Source organism: Megamonas rupellensis DSM 19944 (assembly GCF_000378365.1).
In the GTDB taxonomy this organism is placed as follows: Bacteria; Bacillota; Negativicutes; order Selenomonadales; family Selenomonadaceae; genus Megamonas; species Megamonas funiformis.
Genome location: NZ_KB899566.1, coordinates 148,591 through 174,605, shown reverse-complemented (window position 1 = coordinate 174,605; position 26,015 = coordinate 148,591). Strand labels below are relative to the sequence as shown.

Below are 26,015 nucleotides of genomic sequence, written 5' to 3'. Positions count from 1 at the left end.
AGAAATAACAATTGCGGAATAATTGATAAAATCTTATAATAGAATAGTTAATATTTAAATGAATTTGAATAATGTGAGGGATAATAATTGGGAAATGGAGATAAAAAAAATAAAAGCAGTTATGTAAAATATATCTTGATATTAGTAGTTGTTTTTATTTTATCTGGTATGGTAGGAGCTTTTTTTGCTAATGCATTAGTTGATAATAAACCAGATTATAATGAAGATGATAAAAAAGGTATGTTAGTTGCAAAAGATAAGGCTACTGTAATGATTATGGGGGTAGATGAGCGTGCTGATGATGTGGGAAGAAGCGATACCTTAATGATAGCGACATTAGACCCAGATAAAAATCAAGCAGCATTATTATCTGTGCCTCGTGATACGCGTGTAAAAATAAAAGGTCATGGCTTTGATAAGATTAATGCAGCTTATGCCTATGGTGGTAGAAAATTAACTCAAGAAACCATTGAAAGTTTATTAAATACACATATTGATCATTATATAAAAATTAATGTACATGGTTTTACTAAAATTATTGATGCTTTAGGCGGTATTGATATTGATGTAGAAAAACGCATGTATTATGAAGACCCATGGGATGATGATGGCGGTTTATATATTGACCTTCAGCCAGGTATGCAACATATGGACGGCAAGACTGCGATAACATATGTACGCTATCGTGATGAAGAAGGCGATATTGGTCGTATCAAACGTCAACAGAATTTCATGAAAGCAGTAATGGACAAATTAGTATCTCCAACAATTATTCCTAAATTGCCAGCTATTGTATCTGCTGTTTCTGATTCAGTGGAAACTGATATGTCAGTTAGTGAAATATTATCTTTCTTGGGAACACTTCAAGACGCAAAAGATAATGGATTAAAATCAGAAATGTTACCAGGTAAACCAGTATATATAGAAGGTATTAGCTATTGGGTACCAGATATCAGTAAGACAAGACAGATTTTAGCAAATACATTAGGCATAAAAATCAATCAATCAATTACAACATCTATTCATGAAGATAATATAGAATATGAAGAATCTATTCCTGATAATGCTGTAGAAGTAACAGAAAAAGAACGCATAAAAAGAGAAATTGCACAGGAACGTGAAGAAAGATTGCAACGACTTCGTGAAGAGCAAGAAAAATCTACAAAACGATTTAAATCTGAAGTAGATGAAGAACGACCACGAACAAATAGTAATCGAGAAAAAGTAGAAACTAGAGAAGAAACTCCAGTGGAAGATAATACAACAAAACAAAAAGAACCTGTGCCACAAACACCAACAAGAGATGTCCCAGCTATAGATATGAATACTACAGGTAAATCATAAATAAAAAATACCGCAAATAGGATAAAAACTATTTGCGGTATTTTTAGTTAACGAAATAATAAATTTAAGATTAATGTTAAGATAATACTAATTAAAATAGAACTACCTAAAGGAAAATAAACGCCCCAATTACTACCTTCCCATTTAAAATCAAATGGCAATTTACCTAGAGGTAATAATTTTCCACCAAAATGGATTAATAGACCGATAATAACAAGAGCAATTCCTATATAGATGAGTATTTTTCCCATATCATACATAGCAAAATCCTTTTGTCTTATAAATTATTTATCGTCTTCTTTGATTTCAAAAGCGGCAAGAGCAGCTACTTTATCATTATTATCCATATTCATCATTTTTACGCCTTGAGTATTTCTGCCAATTACAGAAACTTCTTCAATATTTGAGCGAATGACGATACCTTCAGTAGAAATGAGCATGAATTCTTGTTGGCTATCTACAACTTTAATGCCGATTACAAAACCAGTTTTTTCAGTGACTTTGATATTGATAAGACCAATGCCACCGCGAGTTTGTGTGCGATATTCAGAAGTTGCAGTACGTTTGCCAAAGCCATGTTCAGTAACAGTTAAGACTTCGCAATCATCACGGATATTGTCCATGCCAATTACTGTATCTTCACCTTTTAATTTTATGCCAATGACACCGCGAGCAGTTCTACCCATAGGACGAACATCTTGTTCATTGAAGCAAATAGACATACCATCACGAGTACCGATGATGATTTGGCGATTACCATCAGTGAGTTTTACACCGATTAATTCATCATTTTCTTTTAAAGAAAGTGCGATAAGACCTGTCTTTTTGCGATTAGTATCAAATTCGCTAAGACCTGTCTTTTTAACGATACCATGACGAGTAGCCATAAATAAATATCTATCTTTAGAGAATTCCTTAATAGGAATGATAGCTGTGATAGTTTCTTCTTTTGCTAATGGTAAAAGATTTACAATGGCTGTGCCTTTTGCAGTTCTACCGGATTCAGGAATTTCATATCCTTTTAATTGATATACAAGTCCTTTATTAGTAAAGAATAAGATTGTATTGTGTGTAGATGTGATAATCATATTTTCAACATAATCTTCTTCTTTTGTACCCATGCCAGTAACGCCACGACCACCGCGTTTTTGATTGCGGTACGTAGTTACAGGGATACGTTTGATATAGTTATTATGTGTTAAAGTGATTACTACATCTTCTTCAGCAATTAAGTCTGCGATATCTACATCAGAACTATCATCTGTGATTTGAGTGCGACGAGCATCGCCGAATTTAGCTTTAACAGCAGAAAGTTCTTCTTTAATGATATCTAAGATTTTTTGTTCATCTGCTAAGATATTTTGTAAATCAGAGATATAATCTAAGATTTCAAGATATTCATTTTCGATTTTTTCGCGTTCAAGACCAGTTAAACGTTGTAATCTTAAATCCAAAATAGCTTGAGCTTGTTTTTCAGTAAGCGTATAATCGCTCATTAAGACTTCTTTAGCGCTATCGCCATTTTTAGAATCACGAATAGTTTTAATGATTGGGTCTAAATGGTCAAGTGCAATAGTTAAGCCTTCTAAGATATGAGCACGAGCTTGAGCTTTTGTGAGTTCATACTGTGTACGACGGCGAATAACATCTTCTTGATGTTTGATATAGTAATGTAAAACTTGTTTCAAGTTGAGAATACGAGGTCTGCCATCAACTAAAGCAAGCATAATTACACCGAAAGTTTCTTGTAATTGAGTATGTTGATATAATTGATTTAAAATAACTTCTGGATTTGCATCGCGACGTAAATCAATTACAATACTCATACCATTGCGGTCTGATTCGTCATTTAAATCGGTAATACCATCAATTGTTTTATCACGAACAAGTTCAGCAATGCGTTCTACAAGACGAGCTTTATTTACTTGATATGGTAATTCAGTTACAGTGATACGTGGTTTACCATTTGGCAAAGTAGTAATTTCTGTGCAAGCACGCATTTTTACTGCACCACGACCTGTTTTATAAGCAGAAATAATGCCATCACGACCCATAATCATTGCTCCAGTAGGGAAATCTGGACCTTTGATAGTTTGCATTAATTCTTCAATAGTAATTTCAGGGTTATCAATCATCTGTAAAACGCCATCAATTACTTCGTTTAAATTATGTGGTGGTATATTAGTTGCCATACCAACGGCAATACCAGAAGAACCATTTACTAAAAGATTTGGTATTTTAGATGGTAATACAGATGGTTCTTGTAGGGATTCATCATAGTTTGGTGTGAAATCTACTGTTTTTTTATCGATGTCTTGGAGCATTAATTCTGCAATTTTTGACATACGAACTTCTGTATAACGCATAGCAGCAGCAGAGTCGCCATCAATAGAACCAAAGTTTCCATGACCATCAGCTAATACATAACGGCAAGAGAAATCTTGAGCCATACGAACAATAGCATCATAAACGGAAGTATCACCATGTGGATGATATTTACCTAGTACTTCCCCGACGATACGAGCAGATTTTTTATATGGTTTATTAGAGCCCATACCAGCTTCTTGCATAGCATACAAAATACGGCGATGAACTGGTTTTAAACCATCACGTACATCAGGTAACGCACGCATAACAATTACACTCATAGCATAATCAATATATGAGTTTTTCATTTCATCTTCAAGATTTACAGGGAGAATTTTTCCTGTATTTATAGTTTCTGTCACATTCTCACCTCAATTTTAATCTACGGTCAAAATATGACCGAAATAACAAATTACGACAATCATCTTAACTAATATATTTTATCATTTTTAGCGAAAAAAGTCTATGATATAAGGCTTTAGAGCTATATTAGATAAAAAAATCAGTTGTTAAATAATGAATGTTAGATAACAACTGATAAAAATTTTTATAAATTTTTTAATGCCTCTTTATAACGAGAAGAAACTCTGTGAGAGTCTCTTATTTTTTGACAAGTCATTTTAAAAACATCTTTAGATAATGACTGTGTTTGCAAAAATTTTAAGCCTTTGTCTGGATAATACGAAAAATATTTACTAAAAGCCCATGCTTTAGCCATATTTACACTATAGGAAATATCTTTTGTGTTATAGACTAATTGAAGTGTATTGTCAGCAAAATCTTCTGTTAAATAATAGTCTAATAACATCACGATGGCAAAACGCAATTCATATTCGTTAGGGCTGTTTAAATAATTTTTTATAAAAGATAGATATAAATCTTTATCTTTAGTTTTTAATTGGAAACTGGCGCAAAAACTATCGCAAATAGACCAATTATTTATCTTAGGTAAGAAATTTTGAATTAATTTTTGTTTTGCATTTACATCAATAGGAGCATAAGCAATGACAAAGCCTTCAAGCATGATTTGCTCAAAATATTCATTTGTATTTTGATTTAAAAATTCTTGCCAATTATTTTTTACTAGGTCTTTAGCAATTTTTCGCAATTGTGGTAAACGAGTACCGATAATTTTTATATTTTCTCTATTAATATTTTTAGGCAATAATTTTTGTACAAATTGAGCATAATTTTTATCTTGATAGGAGAATAATATTTGTAAAATATCGTTATTTTTTTGCATAAAAAACTAACCTTCAATTACATGAGTATATAAAAATCCTTCACGCATACCAGCGTCTTTATAAGTTATTGCTGTAGCATGGATTAATTTAGCGATTTCATTAGCTATGACCATGCCAGGAATGATAGTATGCAAACGGTCAGGTACGGTTTTTAATAAAGTTGTGATATCTTTATCTGTTAATTTATGCCCACGAGTGAAATGAGAAATCATTTCAGGAATTTTGTCAGCAGGTATAGTTTCATTTGCATCATCTTGAGCGTACATTTCGTTATATAAAGCTCTAGCTCCTTTACATGTACCGCCAATGCCACAGATTTCAGCATGGGAAATATCTTTAAATTCAGGTGCTGTATCAATAATAGCATGAACTTCTTTTATCATTTGTGCGATTTCTTCTTCGCTAGGTAAAAAGTCAGTCGCATATTTTGTATGGAGAGCTAAAGAGCCGATAGGCAAGCTAGTCTTTTGGATAATTTTATTGTCAGCAAAACGAATGAGTTCTGTACTAGCACCACCGATATCAATGATAAAACCATCATGATAATCAAGTTCATGTGTAGCAGCGATAAAATCATAAGTTGCTTCTTCATCACCAGAGATGATATGCAAATCAATACCAGTACGAGCAATGATTTCAGCGACAGCTTCTTTACTATTTTGAGCATTGCGAAGTGCAGCAGTAGTGAAAGCACTTACATTTTCGATATTAAAAGAAGTCAAGAAGGATTTAAAGCTATTTAAAATCTCGCAAGCTTTATCAATACCAGCTTGTTCCATGACATTATCCTTGACATAACTTGCTAAACCTACAGTATATTTGCGCTTATGAATAAGATTTAACTTATTATCCAAGATTTCATAAATAGCCATACGAATAGTAGTAGAACCAATGTCAATAACTGCATATAACATAAAAATATACCCTCCCAATTATAATATGTTCATTTCTTTGATGACAAAGAAACGAACCAAAGAAATCACCGCAGATAAATTTTTAGCTTTGAAAATAATTTTCGCTTCATACAACGCTTAGAAACTCGCTTCGCTCAAACATTCAGACTAAAACCGTATTCAGCGACAATTATTTTCAATAACCTAAAGGTTACCACTAAAAATTTATAATGCGGAAAATAATATTACGTGTTATTAATATAATACCAAACTTTCCCGTATTAGCAGACTTTTACGGTAGCTGAAAGCTATTGACAAAGATAAAACTATGGATACGGTTTTAGTCCTACTGTTTGAGCGAAGCGAGTTTAGAGCGTTGTAGACATAGTTTTATCTTTGTCAAAGTAAAATCAATATTGCGGGTAGATTTTCTTTTTGGTTCATTTTTCTTTTACATAAAAGAAAAACGAACATTGTATTATTTGAATAAATCAATTACTTGTTTTCCGATTAATACGATGGACATGATGATAAATAAGGTTTTTACGTATGTAGCACCTTTGGCAATGGCCATGCGAGCTCCACAGAAGGCTCCAACCATCATGGCAAGTCCCATAGGAATGGCGTAGGCGAAATCGACAATGCCAGAGCTGATGAAAAATAATGCACCAGCGATATTACTAGCGAAGTTTAAACCACGAGCATTAGCAGCAGCACCGATAAAATCAAAACCTATCCAAAGAAATGCAAATAATAAAAATGTGCCAGTACCAGGGCCGAAAAATCCATCATAAAAGCCAAAAATAAATGCAGCAATAGCGCTTAGTATCCACATTTTTTGACTCATACCATTAAATGTAGCGACTTGACCAAATTCTTTTTTTGTCAAAGTATAGATAGTTACAGCTACAAGTAAAATGATAATCAAGGGACGAAGAAAGTCAGAAGGAATTAATTTTAAAATACTAGCACCACAGATTGAGCCAATGAAAGAAAGTGGTAGTAAATATTTTATAGTAGAAAAATCTACTCTACCAGAGCGAACAAAAGAGGTAAAACCAATTGTAGCACCCATAGAAGCAGACACTTTATTCGTAGCTATAGCTGTAACGGGAGGCATGCCAGTAAATAAAAGTGCAGGTAAAGAAATAAGACCACCACCGCCAACTACAGTATCGATAAAAGCTGCGATAAATCCAGTAACAATTAGAAATAAACACATATAGATATTAATATCTTCCATCAAAACATCCTTTCTAAAAATAAATTTAATTTGAGTTAATTAATAATATATTTTATCATAAATTTTTAGGGATAAAAGATATATAGTAAGTTATTTTTGATGATGATGGATATGTTGATAAAAAAAGTCAGTTTTAGCTTTTACTAAAACTGACTTTTATTTTAATCTTTGTTACTAGAAGTATTGATACCAGCACCAGTTATTGGAATGATAACACGGTAGTTATCAGGTTTTCCTTTTTTGAAATATTTTAAAGCACCAGCAACGGAAGCAGCAGCAGTTGGTTCAATATAGATACCTTTTCTACCTACTTGATGTTGAGCTTCGATAATTTCTTCATCATCTACAGTGAGGACTTCACCATTGCTACGAGTAATTGCCATGAGCATTTCTTTTAAACGCATTGGTTTTTCTACACGTATGGAATCAGCTATAGTATAACCAACTTTGGAACCTTTGCGTTTTTTCTTGAATGCATTATATAAAGGACAGCAATTTTCGCTTTGAACAGCGATGAATTTTGGTAAACGACCAATTTCTTCAAATCCATAATAAAGACCGAGAAGCATTGTACCATTACCAACAGGAAGGAAAATATATTCAGGTACATGGTCATTTAATTGATGGTAAATTTCATAAGCTAGAGATTTTATTCCTTCGAAGAATAAAGGATTATAGACATGAGAAGCATAATATGTTTTAGATTTTGTAGCTTCTTTTTGAGCTGTTTTGGCTGCGGTATCACGATTACCAATAACAAGGCGAATTTGAGCACCAAATGTTTCAATTTGTTTTAATTTGCCTTCAGCTATATTTTCAGGTACATAAGCAGTACATTTCATATTTGCCGCAGCTGCGTAAGCTGCTATAGCAGAAGCTGCATTTCCTGAAGAATCTTCAATTATGTGTTTTATGCCTAGATTTTTTAGTATGCTAATCATTGTCTTGGCACCACGGGCTTTGAAAGAACCTGTTGGATTTAAGTTTTCCATTTTAAAGAAAAACTCTTGTTTACCAAATTTTATAGGTATAAGCGGTGTTTCAATTTCTCCAATAGAAACTTCTGGTGTTATAGGATCAGTGTTATTTTTATATAATCTAAATAAACCACCACAAGAACAATGGTAAGAAATTGAATTTAATGGATATTCTTTTTTACATTTTTCACAATAAAAATGCATACTAATCATCTCCTAGAAATATTTTTGTAACATAAAATGGGAATTTATTCCTTTGTAGATTTAAGGAAATATTAAAAAATATATTAATATTTAATAAATTAACGAGCGTTATATGTAGGTCATAATTATATTATTAAGTATATAAATATATATTCTATAGAATAAAATATTTTTCCTTTTAAAATTTTAAATAATGATGAATTTATTAAAAAAGATATAGAAAAAATGCAAAAACTTTTGTATGATTATAGTTGAGCATGAAAAAAATCCTTAATTTATAAGGTTTTTTCAGCTATAAAAACTTTTTTAAAAATTTTTATAAAAAAATTAAAAAAAGGTGTTGACATTTCCTTGTAAAGGTCATATAATAATACATGTTCTCACGGGGAACAAGTGAGAAACGGGGCATGGCTCAGTTTGGTAGAGCACCTGGCTTGGGACCAGGGGGTCGCAGGTTCGAATCCTGCTGCTCCGACCATTAGAAATTATAGGAAGCGAAAGCTTCCTTTTTTTGTTTATTAGCGAAGGCATAAGCTTTCGCTTTTTTTATAAATAAATTTAATTTCGAGGTATACATAATGTCAACTGAAGTAGTAGTTAAGAAATCTTATTTGCAAGTTATTTTATTAGCAATGGGTCATTTTTTTAATGATTTTTATTGTAATTTTTTACCTATCTTATTGCCGATTTTAATACCTAAATTGGGCTTATCACTTACCTTAAGTGGTGCGTTAGTTATGGTTATGTCTTTATCTGCAAATGTGTTACAGCCTGTTTTTGGTTATTTTATGGATAAATATAATTTTAATAAGATTATGCCACTGATTATTCCTTTTGGAGCTGTATTTATCTGTCTTACTAATTGGGCAAGTAATTTTATTGTATTAGCTGTTTTGATTGGACTTAGTGGATTGGCTGTTTCTACATTTCATCCTATGGGTGCTGGTTTAGTCAGCAAAGTGGCACCTGATGGAAAAATATCAACATGTATCTCAATATTTGTAGCCGGTGGCAGTTTTGGTTTTGCATTGGCTCCTATTTTATTAGTTTATTTTATGCAGATGTACAGTTTAGATTATTTACCTATATTGATTATACCTGCGATTATTTTAGGTATATTGATGTATAGTTCAGGATTATCCAAAGCGCGTTTTGTCAATGAACAAGTAGCTAAGAATATGCATTTTAATTTAGCTCAAATTTTGCAAAATAAACCGTTAATGTTGCTTAATATATCTATGGGACTTAGAGCATGGTTATTTACAGCTCTAGTTACATTTTTACCTTTATGGGCAATAGAAAAAGGCTGTGATAATACTTTAAGTGGTTGGATTTTGACAATATATTTATGTGGTTCTGTAATCGGTGGTTTAATCGGTGGAGCGTTAAATGATAAAATCGGCTATAAAAAAGTAATTTTATGGGCTTTGATATTTACATTAATCCCTACAATGTATTTCTTGTTTGCACAGCAAATAGATATATTGATGTATATTGCTTTATTTGTTGGTGGTGGCTTGGTCATGGCAGCAAATCCAGGAGCTATAGTTTGGGGTCAGGATTTATTGCCAGATAATCCAGGTATGGCTTCCGGTATGATGCTCGGTTTATCTTTTGGTCTTGGTGGTTTTGGCACAATGCTTACAGGCTCACTTGCTGAAAGTTATGGACTTACTATGGCATTAGCATTGACTGCTATATTATTAGTTATAAGTATTGTATTAGTTTATTTAACTCCAGAAAAAAGAAGACAATAAATTTATTATGTTGAAATATAAAAAAGGCAAGTAATTTAATTTACTTGCCTTTTGTTTTTATTATATTGTAATCATAATGTAGTTAAGATAAATTCACCTGTGCCGTTTAAGATATATTCACCCATATCAGCAGGAATAAATACACTTTCGCCTTTGGTGATAGTGAAGCTATCACTACCATAAGTCAATGCTATTTGTCCATCTAAAACTAAGATAGAATGGAAACTATCCTTTTTAGCATTTAATGAGCAATTGCCGTGTAAATCAAAATGACTTACATTGAATAATTCACATTGTGCGAGAATTGTTAAATCATAATCTGCAAAAGCTGTGAGTTTGGCAATAGGTTCAGGTTTTCTAGTTGGTGGTTCAAGTTTAGTTACAGCGAGAGCTTTTTCAATATGAAGTTCACGAAGTTTACCGTCTTTGCCTACACGACCATAATCATATACACGATAAGTAGAATTGGAACTTTGTTGAATTTCTGCAATCAATGCTCCTGCACCAATAGCATGGAGTGTACCTGCTTTGATGAAAAATACATCACCTTTTTTTATTGGCACTTGGTTGCAAACTTCAAGAAGAGTATTATCTTTGATGCGACGTTCAAATTCCTGGTGAGAAATTTCATGAGTAAATCCATAGATTAAAGTAGCATCTGGAGTTGCATCCATTACATACCACATTTCAGTTTTACCAGATTCGCCTTCGTGTAAAAGTGCATATTTATCATCTGGGTGAACTTGTACAGATAAACTTTGTTTAGCATCAATAAATTTAATTAAAATAGGGAAATCTTTATCTTTAGGAGCTTTTGTACCAATTACTTGTTTGCCTACTGTTTCAATATATTGGGCTAAAGTTTTACCAGAAAATTCGCCATTACTGATAATGCTTTGTCCATCATGATGGCAAGATAATTCCCAGCTTTCAGCTACAGGATCAATATCAGTTTGTTTATTAAATTCATCGCGTAATCTTGTACCGCCCCATAGATAATCTTTAAAAGCTGCATTTAGTTTTAATGGGTAAAGCATTATATCAAATCCTTTCAATTCGCTTAAATAAAATACTAATTTTATCTTATCATTAATTTAATTTTTGTCTAGTAAATTTATGTTAATTTTTATATTATTTAGAAATTCTAAACAATATGTTTTACTTTACATATATTTTTCCGTGTGTTAGGATATAAATAATATTTTTTGTCAAATCTGCACATCTAAATGAGATGTTGCAGATTTTTTGCTATGAAAAACTTTTTGAATGATAATTAATAGCATTTATATTTTTAGGGGATGGGTGATTTTTATGACAGATGCAAATACTTTAAAACGTAATACAGCATGGCTGTCGATTATGTCGAATACTTTATTAGTTATTTTAAAACTAGCTGTTGGTTTATATGTAGGCGCAGTAAGTTTAGTCTCAGAAGCACTTCATTCAGGTGTGGATTTGATTGCTGCTTTTATTGCTTTTTGGGCTGTGCGCAAAGCTGTAGTACCACCAGATAAAGAACATGATTATGGTCATGGTAAATTTGAAAATTTATCTTCAGCAGTAGAAGCGTTATTGATTGTAGCCACTGCTATCTTTATTATTTATGAAGCAATACACAAATTTAATACACCATTAGACCCAGAATTTTTACAATATGGTATTTATATCATGTTTATTTCTATTGTAGTAAATATAATTGTTTCTCGTCGCTTGATTGCTGTAGCTAAAAAAACTGATTCTCAAGCATTAGAAGCCGATGGATTGCATCTTCAAGCAGATGTTTGGACTTCTGTAGGTGTTTTATTAGGTCTTGTAGGTATGAAAGTCTTTGGCTTTTTATGGTTAGACCCTGTTATTGCAATTATAGTGGCTTTGATTATATTCCGTGCTGGTTATAAAATGGTAGTAGATAGTGCAAGAGAATTGACTGATAGCAGTTTATCTCAAGAAGATGAAGCGATTATTGGAGAAATAATTTTATCACATAAAGGATTAAAAGGTTATCATCATTTACGCACTAGAAAATCTGGTTCCGATAGACTTTTAGATGTGCATGTTACTTTTGATAAAGATATGCACTTAGAAGAAGTTCATAATATTTGTGATGATATTGAATGCAAGATAAGAAATAGATTTGGTGGATTTGATATCACTATTCACCCAGAACCAGTAGATGAAAATGGTTCAGTTATAAAAAAAAACTACGTTGAAGCAGTGAGGTAAAGATGGTGGAAAAAGTTCAATATAAAGTAAATGATGTAGTGCGTATGAAAAAAAAGCATCCATGTGGTAGTGATACATGGACAATACTTAGAGTGGGTATGGACTTTGGTCTAAAATGTAATGGTTGTGGTCATTTTGTAATGATGCCTCGTGTAAAATTTGAGAAAATGGCTAAGGCTATAGTGACTGAAGAATAATAAATCTAGGTATTGTATTTTGATTTTGACAATGATATAATTTTTGTGGTTCTAATCATATCATGAATAAGTGGAGAGGTGTCCGAGTGGTCGAAGGTGATTGACTCGAAATCAATTGTACCGAGAGGTACCGTGGGTTCGAATCCCACCCTCTCTGCCATATGTGCATAATAGACCTGCTCATAAGAGCAGGTCTTTTTTGTTTTTATCTGAAAATAAAGATTGAAGGTGGGTAAAAAGATGGTAGAATGTTCAATTTGTCATAAACATATTGATGAAAAAGTAGCTTTAGTCAATACTGATAAAGATGGCAATAAACGTGTTATTTGCCAAGAGTGTTTTAAACAAGAAGCAGGCGTAGATTATGAAACTTTTGCTTACCGTAAAGAAAATGCTAAACAAATTTCAATCGCAGTTATTATTTGTTTGGTGATGACCATTTATGCTTTTGTTGAAAAAGGACCATTATATGGAGCTTTAGGACTTGTTTTAACTGTACTTATATATTTCTTTTCTGGAAAGATAAAATAATAAAAAATATAAGTAACATAATTATGAGGTGATATTATGGCTTATCGTGAATATGTAGAAAAGGGTTATATGCCTTCTCGAGAAATGATGAAAAAATTTCTCATAGAGCAGATTGACTTTAAACGAAATTTTGAAGTTGTGGATTTATATAATGCTGTAGATAAAGTCAGTGCTGAAGATGTGAAGGCAAAAGTCGTTTTACCTAAATTGCCAGTGAGTAAAATGGACGGCATTGGTGTTTGTTTTGCAGATTTTAAAAATGGCATACCAGATACTAAAAATTGGCAAGAAGGCAAGGGATATATTTTTGCCAATACTGGCTGTGTAGTGCCAGAGCCATATGATACAGTTATTTTAATAGAAGATGTTCGTTTTATAGATGGTAAATTAAAAATTTTAGCTAAACCTGAAACAAAGGGACAATTAATCGACCCACCAGGAAGTCTTATCGGTAAAGATGAAGTTTTAGTAAATAAATATGAAAAAATCACAGCACCTCAAGTCGGTTTATTAGCATCAGGCGGTATTAAAGAAGTAAAAGTTATAGCAAGACCAAAGATTGCATTTATTCCAACTGGTGATGAATTAGTTTCATGGCAAAGTGAAGATTATCCAGTAGATAAAAATATAGAGTCAAATAGCATGATGTTATCTGCTTTTTGTAAACAATATCAAGCAGATTTAACTATATTTCCGATAATCCCTGATGATAAAGAAAAAATAAAAGAAGCTCTTACAAAAGCAAGTGAAATAGCAGATATCATCTTAATAAATGCAGGTTCTTCTAAAGGAACAAAGGATTTTACGCTTGATTTATTAGAAACAGAAGGTGAAGTTTTAGTTTATGAATTAGGTTGTAGACCCGGTAAACATTCTAGCTTCTCTAAATTTAACCAAAAACCAGTATTAGGTATTGCAGGCCCTCCAAATGGTGCAGAATTAGCTATGCGTTTTTATTTAAAAGCTATTATGCAAGCTTATTATCATCAAAAATTAAGCAGTTTGGAAACTGTAAACGTAACTGTAGATTTTGATTTTACAGCACCGAAAAATGCAGATTTTTGCTTGCAAGTTCATATTTTTAAACAAGATGATAAATATCATGCGCAAATAATTAATCCTAAAGGAGTAACAAGAGCTACTTTATTGCAAAAATATAACGGTTTTATCTATCAATTAAAGGGTACAAGTTTGAATGTAGGCGATGAAGTAACTGCTGAATTGATAGTTGAACGCAAAGAGATAGAAAATCAAAATTAAGCTTATGTAAAATAGAAATGATGAGGATTTTGAATGCAAGATTGTTTTAAGCGTAATATAGATTACTTGCGTGTATCACTTACAAGTAATTGCAATTTACGTTGCCAGTATTGTATGCCAGAGCAAAAAATAAAGCAGACAGAAGAAATGCTTTCGCAAAAAGATTTAATACATTTAGTGGAATTAATCAGTTCAACGGGTATAAAAAAAATAAGGCTCACTGGCGGAGAGCCATTATTATATCCAAATATTGAAGATTTAATAATAAGATTTAAAGCAATACAAGGTATAGAAAAAATAGTATTGACTACAAATGGCATATTATTATCTAATAAAGTAGATGTTTTGAAAAAAGCTGGTATAAGTGGTATAAATTTAAGTTTAGATTGTATTGATAAAGATTTATTTAGAGAAATTACACGTGGTGGAGATATAGATAAAGTTATATTAGGAATAAAATTAGCTCAAAAAGAAAATATTCCTTTAAAAATCAACAGTGTAATTATGCAGGGTATAAATGAAAAAGAAATTATACCTTTGATAGAATTTGCCAATTGTAATAAAATAGATTTGCGTTTTATCGAGTTAATGCCGATGAATGTGGCAAAGAATTTTAAAGCGGTAAAAGAAGATGATTTAAAAGCTATAATTAGTAAAAAATATGGAGCTTTAAAACAAATAGATGTATTTGAAGGTCCAGCACATTATTATCAAGTAGAAAATTTATCAATAAAAATAGGATTTATTTCTGCATTATCACATAAATTTTGTGCTAATTGCAATCGTTTACGATTGACATCAACAGGCATGTTAAAACCTTGTCTACATTATAATAGTGGTGTTAATTTAAATGATTTATTGAAAAAGAATGTAACAGATGAAGAAATTTTAGCGATAATAAAGGATACTATTTATCATAAACCTAAAAATCATCACTTAGAAAATGAAGCTTTTTCACAAAAAGAAGATAAATCTATGTCTTTAATTGGTGGATAAGTGATATAATAAATAAATATCACTATATTATATATTTTAATTGAATACAGGAGGTATTTTTAATGAACAAATCTGTACATCCAGTTGATGAAAGATTGCCATTAGGTCAAACGTTTCTCTATGGTCTTCAGCATGTATTAGCAATGTATGCTGGTGCGGTAGCGGTACCACTTATCGTGGCGAATGCTATCGGTCTTAGTACAGAGGATTTAATTTATTTGATTAATGCAGACTTATTTACTGCTGGTATTGCGACTTTAATTCAGACTTTGGGTCCATGTAAAATGGGAAGTAAATTACCAATTGTGCAAGGTGTAACATTTGCAGCTGTTTCGCCGATGATAATGATTGGTCAAGCTGATGGGTTAACAGCGATTTATGGTGCTGTTATAGCCAGCGGGTTGTTCATGTTTTTAATGTCTCCATTTTTTAGCAGATTGGTTGGCTTTTTCCCTCCAGTAGTAACTGGTAGTGTTATTACAATTATTGGTTTGTCTTTATTGCCAGTAGCAGTAAGATGGGCTGGTGGCGGTAATCCAGCTGCTGCAGATTTTGGAAGTATTCCAACTTTATTGTTATCTGCTTTTGTTTTATTGTTAGTAATTATATTCTATCGTTGGTTTTCTGGTGTATGGAGAAATATTTCCGTATTGTTAGCATTAGTAATAGGTACAGTAGTAGCTTCTTTCTGTGGTTATACAGATTTTAGCCATATCGGTAAAGCTGATTGGCTAGGTCTTGTTACTCCTCTTCATTTTGGTGTACCAACTTTTGATATTCCAGCAATTATTGTAATGATTTTAGTTATCTTAGTTGTTATGACAGAAACTACTGGTGATATTATCGCTGTAGGTGCTATCGTAGGTAGACCAGCAGACCAAAAAACAATTACAAGAGGTCTTCGTGCTGATGGTTTCTCCACTTTACTTGGTGGTATCTTAAATACTTTCCCTTATACAGCATTTGCTCAAAATATCGGTCTTATTACACTCACAAATGTAAAAAGCCGTTTTGTTGTAGCTGGTTCTGGTGTGATTTTAATGTTATTAGGTTTATTCCCTAAAATGGCAGCTTTAGTTGCATGTATTCCAGCTCCTGTACTTGGTGGTGCTGGTATCGCTATGTTTGGTATGGTAGCAGCAAATGGTATTCGCGTATTAGCGAAAGTTGAATACGAAGGCGAAGGCAATTATAATGTCTTAATTGTAGGTATCAGCCTTGCAATGGGTCTTTTATCTATGGCTGTTCCTGAAATCTTCAAACATTTAACTGGCATTTGGAGCATTATCTTCCATAGTGGTATTACAATCGGAAGTTTAACAGCAATTATTTTAAATGCTATTTTAAATAGAAATAATAAATTAAAAAAATAATAAATAATAAAAGAAACTCCTTTAGTTTTTAGCTAAAGGAGTTTTTTATTGTTAGGAAATATGTGGTAAACTTTTATTAAATCATTTGATAAAAAAGTAAAAATAAAATTTTTATAAATTTAATTGATTGAAATTGGGAGGAGGATATTTATGATTTTTTGTAAAAGTGGTGGTTGTAGTGCCAAATTAGGGCCGAAGGTTTTAAGTAAAGTTTTATCTAAATTGCCTAAATTTGAAGATGAAAATTTATTAGTGGGTTTTGATTCAAGTGATGATGCTTCTGTATATAAATTGACAGATGATATTGCAATGATACAGACATTGGATTTTTTCCCACCGATGGTAAATGACCCTTATATTTTTGGGCAGATAGCAGCAACAAATGCAGTAAGTGATATTTATGCTATGGGTGGCACAGTAAAAACTGCACAGAATATAGTGTGTTTTCCTGAAAATGAAGATTTAAATATTTTAGGGCAGATAATGGCTGGTGGAGCTAGTAAAATCATGGAAGCTGGCGGAATTTTATCTGGTGGTCATTCTGTAAATGATGAAAGTATAAAATATGGTTTGGCAGTAACAGGTATTGTCAATCCTCAAAAAATATATCAAAATAATACTATAGAATTAAATGATGATTTAATTTTAACAAAGCCATTAGGTGTAGGTATTATTATGGCGGCAAATTCTGTTGGTGAAGCAAGTGATGAGGCTATGCAAAAAGCCATAAAATCCATGACTACTTTAAATAAAAAGACAGCAGAAATCATGACTGATTATGATGTTCATGCTTGCACTGATGTAACAGGCTTTGGTTTTATTTGTCATCTTTTGGAAATGGTAGCTAAAGATTATAGTGTAGATGTTTATGCAAAAAATTTACCGATTATCAAAGAAGCCTTGACTTATGCAGATAATTTTTTAATCACAAGTGCAGGTCAGAGAAATCGCAATTTTGCAGGAGAAAAAGTTTCTTTTGCAGACGAAATATCTTTTGCTATGCAAGAAGTTTTATTCGACCCACAAACTTCTGGCGGTTTATTGATAAGCGTAAATTCTAAGGATAGTAAATCTTTAGTGGAAGAAATGCAAAAAGCAGATATAGATGCTCGCATTGTGGGCAAGGTGACAAATTTAAATAAATATAAAATAAATGTTATGTAATTTTTTTAGAGGTGATTTTTATGGAAAAAACTATAGATGCTAGAGGTCAGGCTTGTCCAAAACCGCTTGTAATGGCTAGAGATACATTAAAAACTTTGACACAAGATGATAAATTAAATGTAGTTGTCGATAATTTAGTTTCTGCACAGAACTTGGAAAAAATGGCAAGCCAGATGAATTTACCATCTCAAAAAGTACAGCAAGGTACAGATTATATAGTATCTTTGTTCGTAAAAAAATCCATGTTCATTCCTCAACAAGAAGAAATAAAATGTGAAGTGCCAACCAAGACAGATAATTCTTTCGTCGTTGTAGTCAGCAGTAATGTAATGGGTCATGGCGATGATAAATTAGGCAGTATTTTGATTAAAGGCTTTATTTATTCTTTGACTTGCTTAGAAACTTTACCTAAAGCTGTTATTTTTTATAATAGTGGTGTTAAATTAGCAGTTGAAGGTTCTGAAGTATTAGAGGACTTAAAGACTTTAGCTGATGCTGGTGTAGAAATAGTAGCTTGTGGCACTTGTTTAGAATTTTATCAGTTAAAAGAAAAATTAGCTGTAGGTAAAATCGTAAATATGCTTGATATTGTAGAGCGTCAAGCAAAAGCGACGAAAGTGGTAAAACCATGATTTATTTTGACCAAGCAGCAACGAGTTATTATCGTCCAGATTGTGTAGTTACTGCTGTTATTGAAGCGTTAGCTAATGCTGGCAATTCATCAAGAAGTGCAACAGGGCCATCTATTTGGTCTTCACGAATTGTTTATGAAGCACGTGAAAAAATTGCTACTTTATTTAATGCCAAACCAGAAAATGTGGCATTTACTTCTGGGGTAACAGAAAGTTTGAATTTAGTCATAGCATCTTTTTTTAATAAAGGGCATATCATAACTACAGCAAATGACCATAATTCTGTATTGCGCCCATTATATCTACGTGATGGCGATTTGGATTTAACCATAATTCCTGTAGATAAAGATGGAAATTTTGAATATGAATTGATGGAAAGAGCTTTTCGTCCTGATACTTTGGCTGTGATTACAACAGGAGCATCAAATGTTACTGGTAATCTCATGGATATACAGCGTATAGGAACTATAGCTCATGAACATAATGCTTTATTTATTTTAGATGCTGCTCAAGTAGCTGGTTTAATACCGATAGACATGGAAAATTTCAACATAGATATTTTATGTTTTACAGGTCATAAAGAATTATTTGCTCCGCAAGGTACAGGTGGTATAGTTTTGCGAGAAGGTCTTCACCCTGTACCTGTGAAAGTTGGTGGCAGTGGTTTTTATAGTTTTGCGAAAAATCACCCAGATATGATGCCAAATGTATTTGAAGCGGGAACAGCAAATGTTCATGGTATTGCAGGGCTTAATGCTTCTGTAGATTGGATTTTAAAAAATGGTTTAGATACAGATGCACTTTTGTTGGCAAAAGATTTTTATGAAGGTCTAAAAAATATTGAAGATGTAAAAATCTATGGCTGTTTTAAAAGAAATCGTGTACCAGTGATAAGTTTTAATATCAAAGATATAGATTCTTCGATAGTTGCAGATAGATTATGGATGGAATACAGCATTGCTGTCCGCAGTGGTATACACTGTGCGCCACTTATTCATCAGGCTTTAGGAACTGATAAACAAGGCACAGTGCGTTTTAGTTTTTCAAGATTTAATACACAAGAAGAAGTAAAACAAGCATTAATAGCAATAAAAGAAATCAGGGACGATTTATGTCAAGATTAGGAAAATCTTTAAAGTTAGTGATAACATTTGATAATCCAACACATGCTTTTGCTTTTGAATCTGCTTGTAAAAAAGGAAATATCGCTGGCAGATTATTGCCTGTACCTGTGGAGCTTACAGGTGGCTGTGGCATTGGTTGGACTAGTAAAATAGAAGATAAATTTATAGTAGAAGATTTTATAAAACAAAATAATTTAGCAGTTGGTCATATTTTAGAGCTTGAGTTTTAGTCTTGAAGTTCATTTAATATGGATAATGTATCTACATCTACTAATTCTTTAGCAGAATTCACTTCGACTAAAGTTAATTCATCAAGATGTTTTTGAATGACAACGCGACCGCCTTTATCTCCTTGGATAGCGAGTAATTCTGGCACGTATTTTTGAGCGAAAATCACAGGATTACCTCTTTTCCCTTTATATGATAGAGCGCAGATATTATCTTTTTTTTGCCATGTTTGATAAAGCTTATTTAGACTTGTAAATGTCAAAAATGGTTGGTCGCAAACGATGAATAAATAGCCGTTAATATTATTATCATTTGTATTATCAGCAGAAGATAATTGTTGGCTGGCTCTTATGGCTAATTGCATAGAATGAGATTGACCCAAATGAGTATCATAGTTAGGAACGACTATTATATTTGGGTCAATTTTTTTGGTGATTTCAGGATATTTAGTAACTAAAATTGTCTGCTTAGGATTTAGTTTTTTGATTAAATTTAAAGTATATTGATACATAGGGATATTATTTATAGGATAAAGCAATTTATTCGCACCGAAACGAGAGCTATTGCCAGCAGCTAAAATAACAACGCATAGAGATTTTTTATACATAGAAAACACCTCATAGGAGAATAAATTTATGTTTTTAGAATATACAAAGAAAAAGTTGATTAATAAAAGTATAGTAGAGTATTTGCAAGTGAAAAATCAAGATATAATTTCTGTATCTGGAGCAGGTGGTAAAACTTCTACGATAAAATTATTAGCTAAAAATTTAGTGCGTGAACATAAGAAAATTTTGATTACAACAACGACAAAGATGTTTAAAACAGCAGATGCTATAACGATAAGAGATAAAAATTTATTAAAGCAAAAATTAAAACAGCAAAATTGGGCATTTACTGGTCAAGATTATGGGGAAAAAATAAGTTCATGGGACGAAGAATTTTTGCGAGAAATCATATTTTTGGCAGATATAACTTTGATTGAAGCTGATGGAGCAAAAAGATTGCCATTTAAATTCCCCAAACAAAATGAACCCGTTTATATATCTTCATCAAATAAAGTAGTGTATATCGTAGGCATGAGTGCATTAAATCAGCCGTTAAAATCTTTATGTAGAGCCGAACTTTTAGCAAAGTTTTTACAAAAGCAAGTAAATGAAAATCTGACAAAAAATGATATAATAAAAGTGATATCAAGTGAACAAGGAGCAAGAAAAGATATAGGTAAGCGAGATTTTTTCGTCATCTTAAATCAAGTTGATAATTTGTTTGCTTTACAAAAGGCTGTATTTATAGCTGAAAAATTAGCAGAATATGGAATAAAAGTGGCGATAAGTAGTTATCGTGATGAATTTTAAAAAGTAAAAATAGAGAAAGTAAAGGTAAATTTTTATGGAAAAAATATTGATAAAAGGTGCTGGAGATTTAGCCTCAGGCATTGCTTGGCGATTACAAAGAGCTGGATTTCCGATTATTATGACGGAGATAGAAAAGCCTTTGACTGTGAGATTGACAGTGTCTTATTCTAATGCTGTCTATGAAAACGAAGTGAATATAGAAGGCATAAAAGGAAAGTTAGTAAATAGTTATCAAGAGGCACAAGCAGTTATCGCACAAGATAAAATCGCTGTAATTGTTGATGAAAATGCTGATATTGCGAAAGAATATAAACCAGATATTATCATTGATGCTATAATGGCTAAGAAAAATATAAATACAAAAATTGATGATGCACCGATTGTCATTGCTGTAGGGCCTGGATTTACAGCTAAAAAAGATTGTGATTATGTTATCGAAACGAAAAGAGGTCATTTCTTAGGTAAGGTAATCGAAGATGGCAGTGCTATAAAAAATACAGGTGTTCCAGGAAATATTGGTGGTTATACTGTAGAGCGAATTATCAGAGCTAATGGCGAAGGCGTATTTAAATCCGTGGCAAAAATTGGTGATTTTGTAAAAAAAGGCGATATTGTAGCTTATGTTGATGATAGAGAAGTAACAGCCTTAATAGATGGTATTGTCCGCGGTATGTTGCATGATGGCATTGTAGTTACAGATAAGATGAAATGTGGAGACATTGACCCACGAGCAGAGCAAAGCCATTGTTTTAGTATATCGGATAAATCTAGAGCTATAGGTGGCGGTGCTTTAGAAGCTGTATTATATGGCTTGAAAAATTTGAGAAAGCAGGGCAAGAAATGATTACAATAAAAGCTTTTTGGCAAAAAGTGCAAATGCAATTAAAAGCAAATAATCCTGTGATTTTAGCAATGGTCATGGAGAAAAAAGGCTCTGCTCCGCGTGGAGTGGGTGCACATATGCTTATTTTATCTGATGGCTCAACAGTGGATACAATTGGTGGTGGCCCTTTAGAATATTTGGCTATACAGGAAGCTAAACAAAATATAAAAAATGGTAAATCCATAGTGCAGACGTTTTCTTTAAATAATGCTACTGCTGGTGAATACGGTATGGTTTGTGGCGGTCAGTTGACAGTTGCTCTATATTGTTTACAGCAAAAAGATTTAGTTCAAGTGGAAAAAGCATTGACTTTAATCAATACGAAAAATAAAATCGTTTTAAGTTTAAGTTGGCAAAATGAAAACTTCGATTTTAAAGTTTATGACTTAGCGGAAAGCTTTGCTTTGAAAGAAAAGTTGACTAAAAAATCTTTATTGCAGATGGATACAACAAATCAATCTGGGCAGTATTTAGAAATCATGAAGCAAAGCCCTAGAGTTTATTTGTTCGGTGGCGGATATGTAGCTCAAGAGGTCGCAAAATTATTGCCAAATTTAGAATTTGAATATATAGTGCTTGAAGAACGCAGTGAATTTGCTAAAAAAGAATTATTTCCAGACGCTAAACGCATTGTAGTTGTAGATTATGCAGATTTTAGTAAGCAAGTGGAAATAAAAAACAGCGATTATGTAATAGTTGTGACTAATGGACATACAAAAGATACCTTGGTTTTAGAAAGTTTATTGAAAAATCCTCCAGCATATATTGGTGTGATTGGCAGTAGACATAAAAAAATTCATGTAGAAAATTATTTAGCTGAAAAAGGATTTAGCGAAGATTTAATAAAACAAATTATTATGCCTATAGGGCTAGATATTAAAGCGGAAACACCTTCCGAAATTGCAATTAGTATTGTAGCTCAGTTAATTCAAAAAAGAGCACAGTAAAATAATTTTAGATGGGAGAAAAATAGATGTTTGGATTAGGTATACCAGAATTAATTTTGATTTTAGTGATTGCTTTAGTAGTATTTGGACCTAAGAAATTGCCAGAAATAAGTAAGGCTCTAGGTAAAAGTATAAAGGAATTTAGAAATTCAACATCAGATATCACAGATACAGTGAATACAGTTAAAGATGTAACTGATGTGGCTAAAAAATTAAAATAATAAATTATAAATGAGGAAAATATGGCGAATTTTACGCATTTTAATCAAGATGGTGAAGCTATCATGGTTGATGTCAGTCAAAAAGACATTACCATGCGGATAGCTATTGCCGAAGGTAGTATAAAAGTAAATCAAGAAGTTTTTCGTTCAATCAAAGAACAGACTAATAAAAAAGGTGATGTATTAGCTGTTGCTAGGATAGCTGGTATTATGGCAGCGAAAAAAACAAGTGATATGATACCGCTTTGCCATCCATTATTTATTACAAAAGTTACGATTGATTTTGAATTGGATGAAGAAAATTATATGATAAAAGCTATTGCTACGACAAAAGTCAATGGCAAGACTGGTGTAGAGATGGAAGCACTACATGCTGTATCAGTTACTTTATTGACGATTTACGATATGTGCAAGGCTATAGATAAAAGTATGGAAATAGCAGATATACGTCTATTGCATAAAGAAGGCGGAAAATCTGGCGTTTATGATTATGAAAAATAATAAGGAGTATAGAATTTAATTGATGGGAAAAATTTTAGCTGTATGTATCAGTGAACAAAAAGGTACTTTAAAAACTGCTGTAGATAAGGGCTTGATGATAAAGGATTTTGGTTTAGAACATGATGCTCATGCTGGAAAATGGCATCGTCAGATAAGTTTATTAGCAGTAGAAGCGGTGAGAGCTTTTGAAGAAAAATATAATTTCAAAGTTCCTGCTGGTGCATTTGGCGAAAATCTTTTAGTTGAAGGTATTGATTTAAAAAATTTGCCGATTGGTACAAGATTGAAAGTAAATGATATTTTATTAGAAATCACTCAGATAGGTAAAAAATGCCATTTAGGTTGCAATATTCAAAAGCAAACAGGTGAATGTATCATGCCTAATGAAGGTGTGTTTGCGATTGTATTAAATGGCGGAGAAATTAAAGCACAAGATACGATTTTTGTAGAAGCTTGAGAAGGTGAAAGAAATGTTTGAAGTAGCGATAATCACTGCAAGTGATAAAGGTGCAAAAGGTCTTCGTGAAGATTTAAGTGGTCCATGTATAAAGCAGATTGTAGAAGAGTTTGATTATAAAGTAGTATCCATGGAAATTTTGCCAGATGATAGAGCTTTATTGGCAGATAAAATGATAGAGCTTGCGGATAAAGAAATTCCTTTGATTTTGACAACAGGTGGCACAGGTTTTTCACCAAGGGATAATACACCTGAAGCGACAAAAGATGTAATTGAAAAAGAAACACCAGGAATTTCTGAAGCTATGCGTATGTATAGTTTAAAAATTACACCGAGAGCTATGTTGAGTCGAGCAACTTCAGGCATTAGAAAAAAATCTTTGATTATTAATTTGCCGGGAAGTCCTAAAGCTGTAAGAGAATGTTTGGAATATTTATTGCCAACATTAGACCATGGTCTTAAAATTATGCTTAATTTAGATAGTGAATGTGCTAGAAAATAATAAAAAAATTAGATGTAGCTTCTTATAACTAAATATTTAAATGATTTTAAATATGAATCAAATAAAATGGTTTATTTAAATTAAAACCATTTTATTTGATTTTTTTATTAAATTTTTTATTTAATTCAATCGTTTAAAAATATACTTAGATAATAAAGCTTCTATTATAAAGAAAATACATAGTAAATAAAATACAAATTTTATACCTATACCATGGGCGATAAAACCTAAGAGTGCAGGCCCTAAAATTACGCCAGTATAGCCCATGCAAGTTATAGCAGTAACGGCTGCATTTATTGGCATATCATTTTGATTCTTAAGTAAAGAATAAAGTACAGGTACAATATTAGCAGATCCTAAGCCAATACAGATAAAACCAATTGGCATCAAATAAAAATTATCAATAAGAACTACCAATAAGAAACCAAGTCCAGAGATAAGAGCCCCAAATACACAAATTTGTTCTTCTCCAATATATTGAACTGCTCTATCACCTATAAAACGAATTATAAGCATTGCTACAGAAAAAATAGCATAACCTATACCTGCTAAAGATAATTCCAAGTTTTTAGTTTCTGTTAAAAATATACCACTCCAATCCATTATAGCTCCTTCTGCTAAAAAACTTATGCAAGCTAAAATGCCAAATAAAATAACAATACCATGTGGTATAGCTATTGGTTTTTCGTTATTAGCACCTTTATATGTTAAAAAATATGGGCTAGCAATTAAACAAAATGTAAATATTATAATGCCATGAATAATTGATATCATTGTAATATCTAAGCCTTGTTTGGCTAATATACTAAATAGACCAGCACTGCAAAAACAACCTACACTCCAAAAAGCATGCATACTAGACATAATACGTTTTTTCGATAATTTTTCTACTATTACAGAATTTATATTCATTGTAACATCTATTGTTCCCATAACAGAACCAAATAACAATAAAAATATGACAAGTGACCATATATTATTAAGTGAAGAAATGATTATTAAAATTAAAGCAAATAAGATAATATTTATTTGTAACATTTTTTTACAACCTAATTTTTGATTTAAAATTCCAGCAATGGGCATAAAGACAAATGCACTAACTCCTATGCATAATAATAATAGACCTAAAATATTATCACCAATTTGTAAACGTTCTTTGATAACTGGTATCATTGGTGCCCATGTAGTAATAGTAAATCCTGCTAAAAAAAATGCACATCGTGCAGCATATTGTTCTTTTTTTCCTGCTTTATATTGACTTAAATATTTATCTTTTGTATCCATAAAAAGTTCCTTTCTATTATTTTATACTTTTGAGAAAGTATAAAATTTATAACAAGTTATCTTGATAGTATAGTTTTATTATAAGAAGATGTTATTATGATAAGT

General features: G+C 32.0%; 28 protein-coding genes and 2 tRNA genes. 21 read left to right on the top strand and 9 right to left on the bottom strand.

What is annotated here, in order from left to right; all coding sequences use genetic code 11:
* Positions 1 to 87: 87 nt before the first annotated feature.
* On the top strand, positions 88 to 1,344 hold the full coding sequence (locus F553_RS0100970; RefSeq protein ID WP_018998629.1) for an LCP family glycopolymer transferase: 1,257 nt from the start codon (positions 88 to 90) through the stop codon (positions 1,342 to 1,344).
* 47 nt (positions 1,345 to 1,391) lie between these two features.
* On the opposite strand, the gene F553_RS0100965 is transcribed toward F553_RS0100970, so the two are convergent.
* From F553_RS0100965 to F553_RS0100940, 6 genes are all read right to left on the bottom strand, one after another.
* Positions 1,392 to 1,604 (bottom strand): DUF2905 domain-containing protein, encoded by a 213-nt coding sequence (locus F553_RS0100965; protein ID WP_015563056.1) that lies wholly within the window; start codon positions 1,602 to 1,604, stop codon positions 1,392 to 1,394.
* Between the two features lie 24 nt (positions 1,605 to 1,628).
* Complete coding sequence (gyrA, locus tag F553_RS0100960; RefSeq protein ID WP_018998628.1) at positions 1,629 to 4,073, bottom strand: DNA gyrase subunit A; 2,445 nt, start codon at positions 4,071 to 4,073, stop codon at positions 1,629 to 1,631.
* A 185-nt stretch (positions 4,074 to 4,258) separates the two neighbouring features.
* Complete coding sequence (locus F553_RS0100955) at positions 4,259 to 4,954, bottom strand: DNA alkylation repair protein (protein ID WP_018998627.1); 696 nt, start codon at positions 4,952 to 4,954, stop codon at positions 4,259 to 4,261.
* A gap of 6 nt (positions 4,955 to 4,960) precedes the next feature.
* Positions 4,961 to 5,869 (bottom strand): Ppx/GppA phosphatase family protein, encoded by a 909-nt coding sequence (locus tag F553_RS0100950; RefSeq protein WP_018998626.1) that lies wholly within the window; start codon positions 5,867 to 5,869, stop codon positions 4,961 to 4,963.
* 457 nt (positions 5,870 to 6,326) lie between these two features.
* Positions 6,327 to 7,091, bottom strand: coding sequence for a TSUP family transporter (locus F553_RS0100945; RefSeq protein WP_018998625.1), 765 nt, complete (start codon positions 7,089 to 7,091; stop codon positions 6,327 to 6,329).
* 161 nt (positions 7,092 to 7,252) lie between these two features.
* The gene (locus tag F553_RS0100940; protein ID WP_008539063.1) at positions 7,253 to 8,272 is read right to left on the bottom strand and encodes a pyridoxal-phosphate dependent enzyme; all 1,020 of its coding nucleotides are present in this window, start codon (positions 8,270 to 8,272) and stop codon (positions 7,253 to 7,255) included.
* A 401-nt stretch (positions 8,273 to 8,673) separates the two neighbouring features.
* On the opposite strand from F553_RS0100940, the gene F553_RS0100935 reads away from it, so the two are divergent.
* Positions 8,674 to 8,750 (top strand) — tRNA-Pro (locus F553_RS0100935).
* Positions 8,751 to 8,850: 100 nt separating this feature from the next.
* The gene (locus tag F553_RS0100930; protein ID WP_018998624.1) at positions 8,851 to 10,029 is read left to right on the top strand and encodes an MFS transporter; all 1,179 of its coding nucleotides are present in this window, start codon (positions 8,851 to 8,853) and stop codon (positions 10,027 to 10,029) included.
* 71 nt (positions 10,030 to 10,100) lie between these two features.
* Here the strand turns inward: F553_RS0100930 and F553_RS0100925 are convergent, their stop codons facing one another.
* A complete protein-coding gene (locus F553_RS0100925; protein ID WP_018998623.1) occupies positions 10,101 to 11,066 on the bottom strand; it encodes a type I phosphomannose isomerase catalytic subunit in 966 nt (321 codons plus the stop codon).
* Positions 11,067 to 11,340: 274 nt separating this feature from the next.
* Between F553_RS0100925 and F553_RS0100920 the strand changes: the two genes are divergently transcribed.
* From F553_RS0100920 to F553_RS0100870, 11 genes are all read left to right on the top strand, one after another.
* Positions 11,341 to 12,252, top strand: a complete 912-nt coding sequence (locus F553_RS0100920) for a cation diffusion facilitator family transporter (RefSeq protein WP_018998622.1) — start codon at positions 11,341 to 11,343, stop codon at positions 12,250 to 12,252.
* A gap of 2 nt (positions 12,253 to 12,254) precedes the next feature.
* A complete protein-coding gene (locus tag F553_RS0100915) occupies positions 12,255 to 12,449 on the top strand; it encodes a DUF951 domain-containing protein (protein ID WP_008539055.1) in 195 nt (64 codons plus the stop codon).
* Positions 12,450 to 12,521: 72 nt separating this feature from the next.
* A tRNA-Ser gene (locus F553_RS0100910) sits at positions 12,522 to 12,609 on the top strand.
* An 80-nt stretch (positions 12,610 to 12,689) separates the two neighbouring features.
* On the top strand, positions 12,690 to 12,980 hold the full coding sequence (locus tag F553_RS0100905) for a hypothetical protein (protein WP_008539053.1): 291 nt from the start codon (positions 12,690 to 12,692) through the stop codon (positions 12,978 to 12,980).
* A gap of 36 nt (positions 12,981 to 13,016) precedes the next feature.
* Positions 13,017 to 14,240 carry a molybdopterin molybdotransferase MoeA gene (locus F553_RS0100900; RefSeq protein WP_018998621.1) on the top strand — a complete coding sequence of 408 codons (1,224 nt, stop codon included), beginning with the start codon at positions 13,017 to 13,019 and terminating at the stop codon, positions 14,238 to 14,240.
* A gap of 33 nt (positions 14,241 to 14,273) precedes the next feature.
* A complete protein-coding gene (moaA, locus tag F553_RS0100895; RefSeq protein WP_018998620.1) occupies positions 14,274 to 15,236 on the top strand; it encodes a GTP 3',8-cyclase MoaA in 963 nt (320 codons plus the stop codon).
* A gap of 62 nt (positions 15,237 to 15,298) precedes the next feature.
* Entirely contained in the window at positions 15,299 to 16,609 is a 1,311-nt protein-coding gene (locus F553_RS0100890) for a nucleobase:cation symporter-2 family protein (RefSeq protein WP_018998619.1), read from the top strand.
* A 150-nt stretch (positions 16,610 to 16,759) separates the two neighbouring features.
* A complete protein-coding gene (gene selD / locus F553_RS0100885; protein WP_018998618.1) occupies positions 16,760 to 17,773 on the top strand; it encodes a selenide, water dikinase SelD in 1,014 nt (337 codons plus the stop codon).
* Positions 17,774 to 17,793: 20 nt separating this feature from the next.
* Entirely contained in the window at positions 17,794 to 18,405 is a 612-nt protein-coding gene (gene yedF / locus F553_RS0100880) for a sulfurtransferase-like selenium metabolism protein YedF (RefSeq protein ID WP_008539041.1), read from the top strand.
* Positions 18,402 to 19,529, top strand: coding sequence for an aminotransferase class V-fold PLP-dependent enzyme (locus F553_RS0100875; protein WP_008539039.1), 1,128 nt, complete (start codon positions 18,402 to 18,404; stop codon positions 19,527 to 19,529). Before yedF ends, F553_RS0100875 begins: the two co-directional genes overlap by 4 nt.
* Positions 19,517 to 19,759: a putative Se/S carrier protein gene (locus F553_RS0100870; RefSeq protein WP_018998617.1), complete on the top strand. Its 243-nt coding sequence runs from the start codon at positions 19,517 to 19,519 to the stop codon at positions 19,757 to 19,759. The genes F553_RS0100875 and F553_RS0100870 overlap by 13 nt, the downstream gene beginning before the upstream one ends.
* Here F553_RS0100870 and F553_RS0100865 read toward each other — a convergent pair.
* Positions 19,756 to 20,364 carry a nucleotidyltransferase family protein gene (locus F553_RS0100865; protein WP_018998616.1) on the bottom strand — a complete coding sequence of 203 codons (609 nt, stop codon included), beginning with the start codon at positions 20,362 to 20,364 and terminating at the stop codon, positions 19,756 to 19,758. The two genes, F553_RS0100870 and F553_RS0100865, sit on opposite strands and share 4 nt — an antisense overlap.
* Positions 20,365 to 20,392: 28 nt before the next feature.
* Here F553_RS0100865 and yqeC point away from each other — a divergent pair, with 28 nt between their 5' ends.
* The 7 genes from yqeC to F553_RS0100830 are packed head-to-tail and all read left to right on the top strand — an operon-like array spanning position 20,393 to position 24,626.
* Complete coding sequence (gene yqeC / locus F553_RS0100860; protein ID WP_018998615.1) at positions 20,393 to 21,115, top strand: selenium cofactor biosynthesis protein YqeC; 723 nt, start codon at positions 20,393 to 20,395, stop codon at positions 21,113 to 21,115.
* A 34-nt stretch (positions 21,116 to 21,149) separates the two neighbouring features.
* Complete coding sequence (gene yqeB / locus F553_RS0100855; RefSeq protein ID WP_018998614.1) at positions 21,150 to 21,959, top strand: selenium-dependent molybdenum cofactor biosynthesis protein YqeB; 810 nt, start codon at positions 21,150 to 21,152, stop codon at positions 21,957 to 21,959.
* Positions 21,956 to 22,945: an XdhC family protein gene (locus F553_RS0100850; RefSeq protein WP_018998613.1), complete on the top strand. Its 990-nt coding sequence runs from the start codon at positions 21,956 to 21,958 to the stop codon at positions 22,943 to 22,945. The genes yqeB and F553_RS0100850 overlap by 4 nt, the downstream gene beginning before the upstream one ends.
* 26 nt (positions 22,946 to 22,971) lie before the next feature.
* Complete coding sequence (tatA, locus tag F553_RS0100845) at positions 22,972 to 23,166, top strand: twin-arginine translocase TatA/TatE family subunit (protein ID WP_008539032.1); 195 nt, start codon at positions 22,972 to 22,974, stop codon at positions 23,164 to 23,166.
* A 21-nt stretch (positions 23,167 to 23,187) separates the two neighbouring features.
* A complete protein-coding gene (gene moaC, locus F553_RS0100840; protein WP_018998612.1) occupies positions 23,188 to 23,667 on the top strand; it encodes a cyclic pyranopterin monophosphate synthase MoaC in 480 nt (159 codons plus the stop codon).
* A gap of 22 nt (positions 23,668 to 23,689) precedes the next feature.
* Positions 23,690 to 24,124 (top strand): MOSC domain-containing protein, encoded by a 435-nt coding sequence (locus tag F553_RS0100835; RefSeq protein ID WP_018998611.1) that lies wholly within the window; start codon positions 23,690 to 23,692, stop codon positions 24,122 to 24,124.
* A 13-nt stretch (positions 24,125 to 24,137) separates the two neighbouring features.
* Entirely contained in the window at positions 24,138 to 24,626 is a 489-nt protein-coding gene (locus tag F553_RS0100830) for a MogA/MoaB family molybdenum cofactor biosynthesis protein (RefSeq protein ID WP_018998610.1), read from the top strand.
* 120 nt (positions 24,627 to 24,746) lie between these two features.
* On the opposite strand, the gene F553_RS0100825 is transcribed toward F553_RS0100830, so the two are convergent.
* Complete coding sequence (locus tag F553_RS0100825; RefSeq protein WP_018998609.1) at positions 24,747 to 25,910, bottom strand: MFS transporter; 1,164 nt, start codon at positions 25,908 to 25,910, stop codon at positions 24,747 to 24,749.
* Between the last annotated feature and the right edge of the window lie 105 nt (positions 25,911 to 26,015).

Bases quoted from the DNA above. Each gene is read 5' to 3' on its own strand.
- F553_RS0100965 (WP_015563056.1), bottom strand. From the start codon at position 1,604: ATGTATGATATGGGAAAAATACTCATCTATATAGGAATTGCTCTTGTT.
- F553_RS0100865 (WP_018998616.1), bottom strand. From the start codon at position 20,364: ATGTATAAAAAATCTCTATGCGTTGTTATTTTAGCTGCTGGCAATAGC.
- F553_RS0100945 (WP_018998625.1), bottom strand. From the start codon at position 7,091: ATGGAAGATATTAATATCTATATGTGTTTATTTCTAATTGTTACTGGA.
- F553_RS0100890 (WP_018998619.1), top strand. From the start codon at position 15,299: ATGAACAAATCTGTACATCCAGTTGATGAAAGATTGCCATTAGGTCAA.
- F553_RS0100905 (WP_008539053.1), top strand. From the start codon at position 12,690: ATGGTAGAATGTTCAATTTGTCATAAACATATTGATGAAAAAGTAGCT.
- F553_RS0100870 (WP_018998617.1), top strand. From the start codon at position 19,517: ATGTCAAGATTAGGAAAATCTTTAAAGTTAGTGATAACATTTGATAAT.
- moaA (WP_018998620.1), top strand. From the start codon at position 14,274: ATGCAAGATTGTTTTAAGCGTAATATAGATTACTTGCGTGTATCACTT.
- F553_RS0100925 (WP_018998623.1), bottom strand. From the start codon at position 11,066: ATGCTTTACCCATTAAAACTAAATGCAGCTTTTAAAGATTATCTATGG.
- yqeC (WP_018998615.1), top strand. From the start codon at position 20,393: ATGTTTTTAGAATATACAAAGAAAAAGTTGATTAATAAAAGTATAGTA.
- F553_RS0100900 (WP_018998621.1), top strand. From the start codon at position 13,017: ATGGCTTATCGTGAATATGTAGAAAAGGGTTATATGCCTTCTCGAGAA.
- tatA (WP_008539032.1), top strand. From the start codon at position 22,972: ATGTTTGGATTAGGTATACCAGAATTAATTTTGATTTTAGTGATTGCT.
- F553_RS0100915 (WP_008539055.1), top strand. From the start codon at position 12,255: ATGGTGGAAAAAGTTCAATATAAAGTAAATGATGTAGTGCGTATGAAA.
- yqeB (WP_018998614.1), top strand. From the start codon at position 21,150: ATGGAAAAAATATTGATAAAAGGTGCTGGAGATTTAGCCTCAGGCATT.
- F553_RS0100940 (WP_008539063.1), bottom strand. From the start codon at position 8,272: ATGCATTTTTATTGTGAAAAATGTAAAAAAGAATATCCATTAAATTCA.
- F553_RS0100955 (WP_018998627.1), bottom strand. From the start codon at position 4,954: ATGCAAAAAAATAACGATATTTTACAAATATTATTCTCCTATCAAGAT.
- F553_RS0100835 (WP_018998611.1), top strand. From the start codon at position 23,690: ATGGGAAAAATTTTAGCTGTATGTATCAGTGAACAAAAAGGTACTTTA.
- yedF (WP_008539041.1), top strand. From the start codon at position 17,794: ATGGAAAAAACTATAGATGCTAGAGGTCAGGCTTGTCCAAAACCGCTT.
- F553_RS0100875 (WP_008539039.1), top strand. From the start codon at position 18,402: ATGATTTATTTTGACCAAGCAGCAACGAGTTATTATCGTCCAGATTGT.
- F553_RS0100920 (WP_018998622.1), top strand. From the start codon at position 11,341: ATGACAGATGCAAATACTTTAAAACGTAATACAGCATGGCTGTCGATT.
- F553_RS0100950 (WP_018998626.1), bottom strand. From the start codon at position 5,869: ATGTTATATGCAGTTATTGACATTGGTTCTACTACTATTCGTATGGCT.
- F553_RS0100850 (WP_018998613.1), top strand. From the start codon at position 21,956: ATGATTACAATAAAAGCTTTTTGGCAAAAAGTGCAAATGCAATTAAAA.
- F553_RS0100930 (WP_018998624.1), top strand. From the start codon at position 8,851: ATGTCAACTGAAGTAGTAGTTAAGAAATCTTATTTGCAAGTTATTTTA.
- F553_RS0100825 (WP_018998609.1), bottom strand. From the start codon at position 25,910: ATGGATACAAAAGATAAATATTTAAGTCAATATAAAGCAGGAAAAAAA.
- moaC (WP_018998612.1), top strand. From the start codon at position 23,188: ATGGCGAATTTTACGCATTTTAATCAAGATGGTGAAGCTATCATGGTT.
- F553_RS0100830 (WP_018998610.1), top strand. From the start codon at position 24,138: ATGTTTGAAGTAGCGATAATCACTGCAAGTGATAAAGGTGCAAAAGGT.
- selD (WP_018998618.1), top strand. From the start codon at position 16,760: ATGATTTTTTGTAAAAGTGGTGGTTGTAGTGCCAAATTAGGGCCGAAG.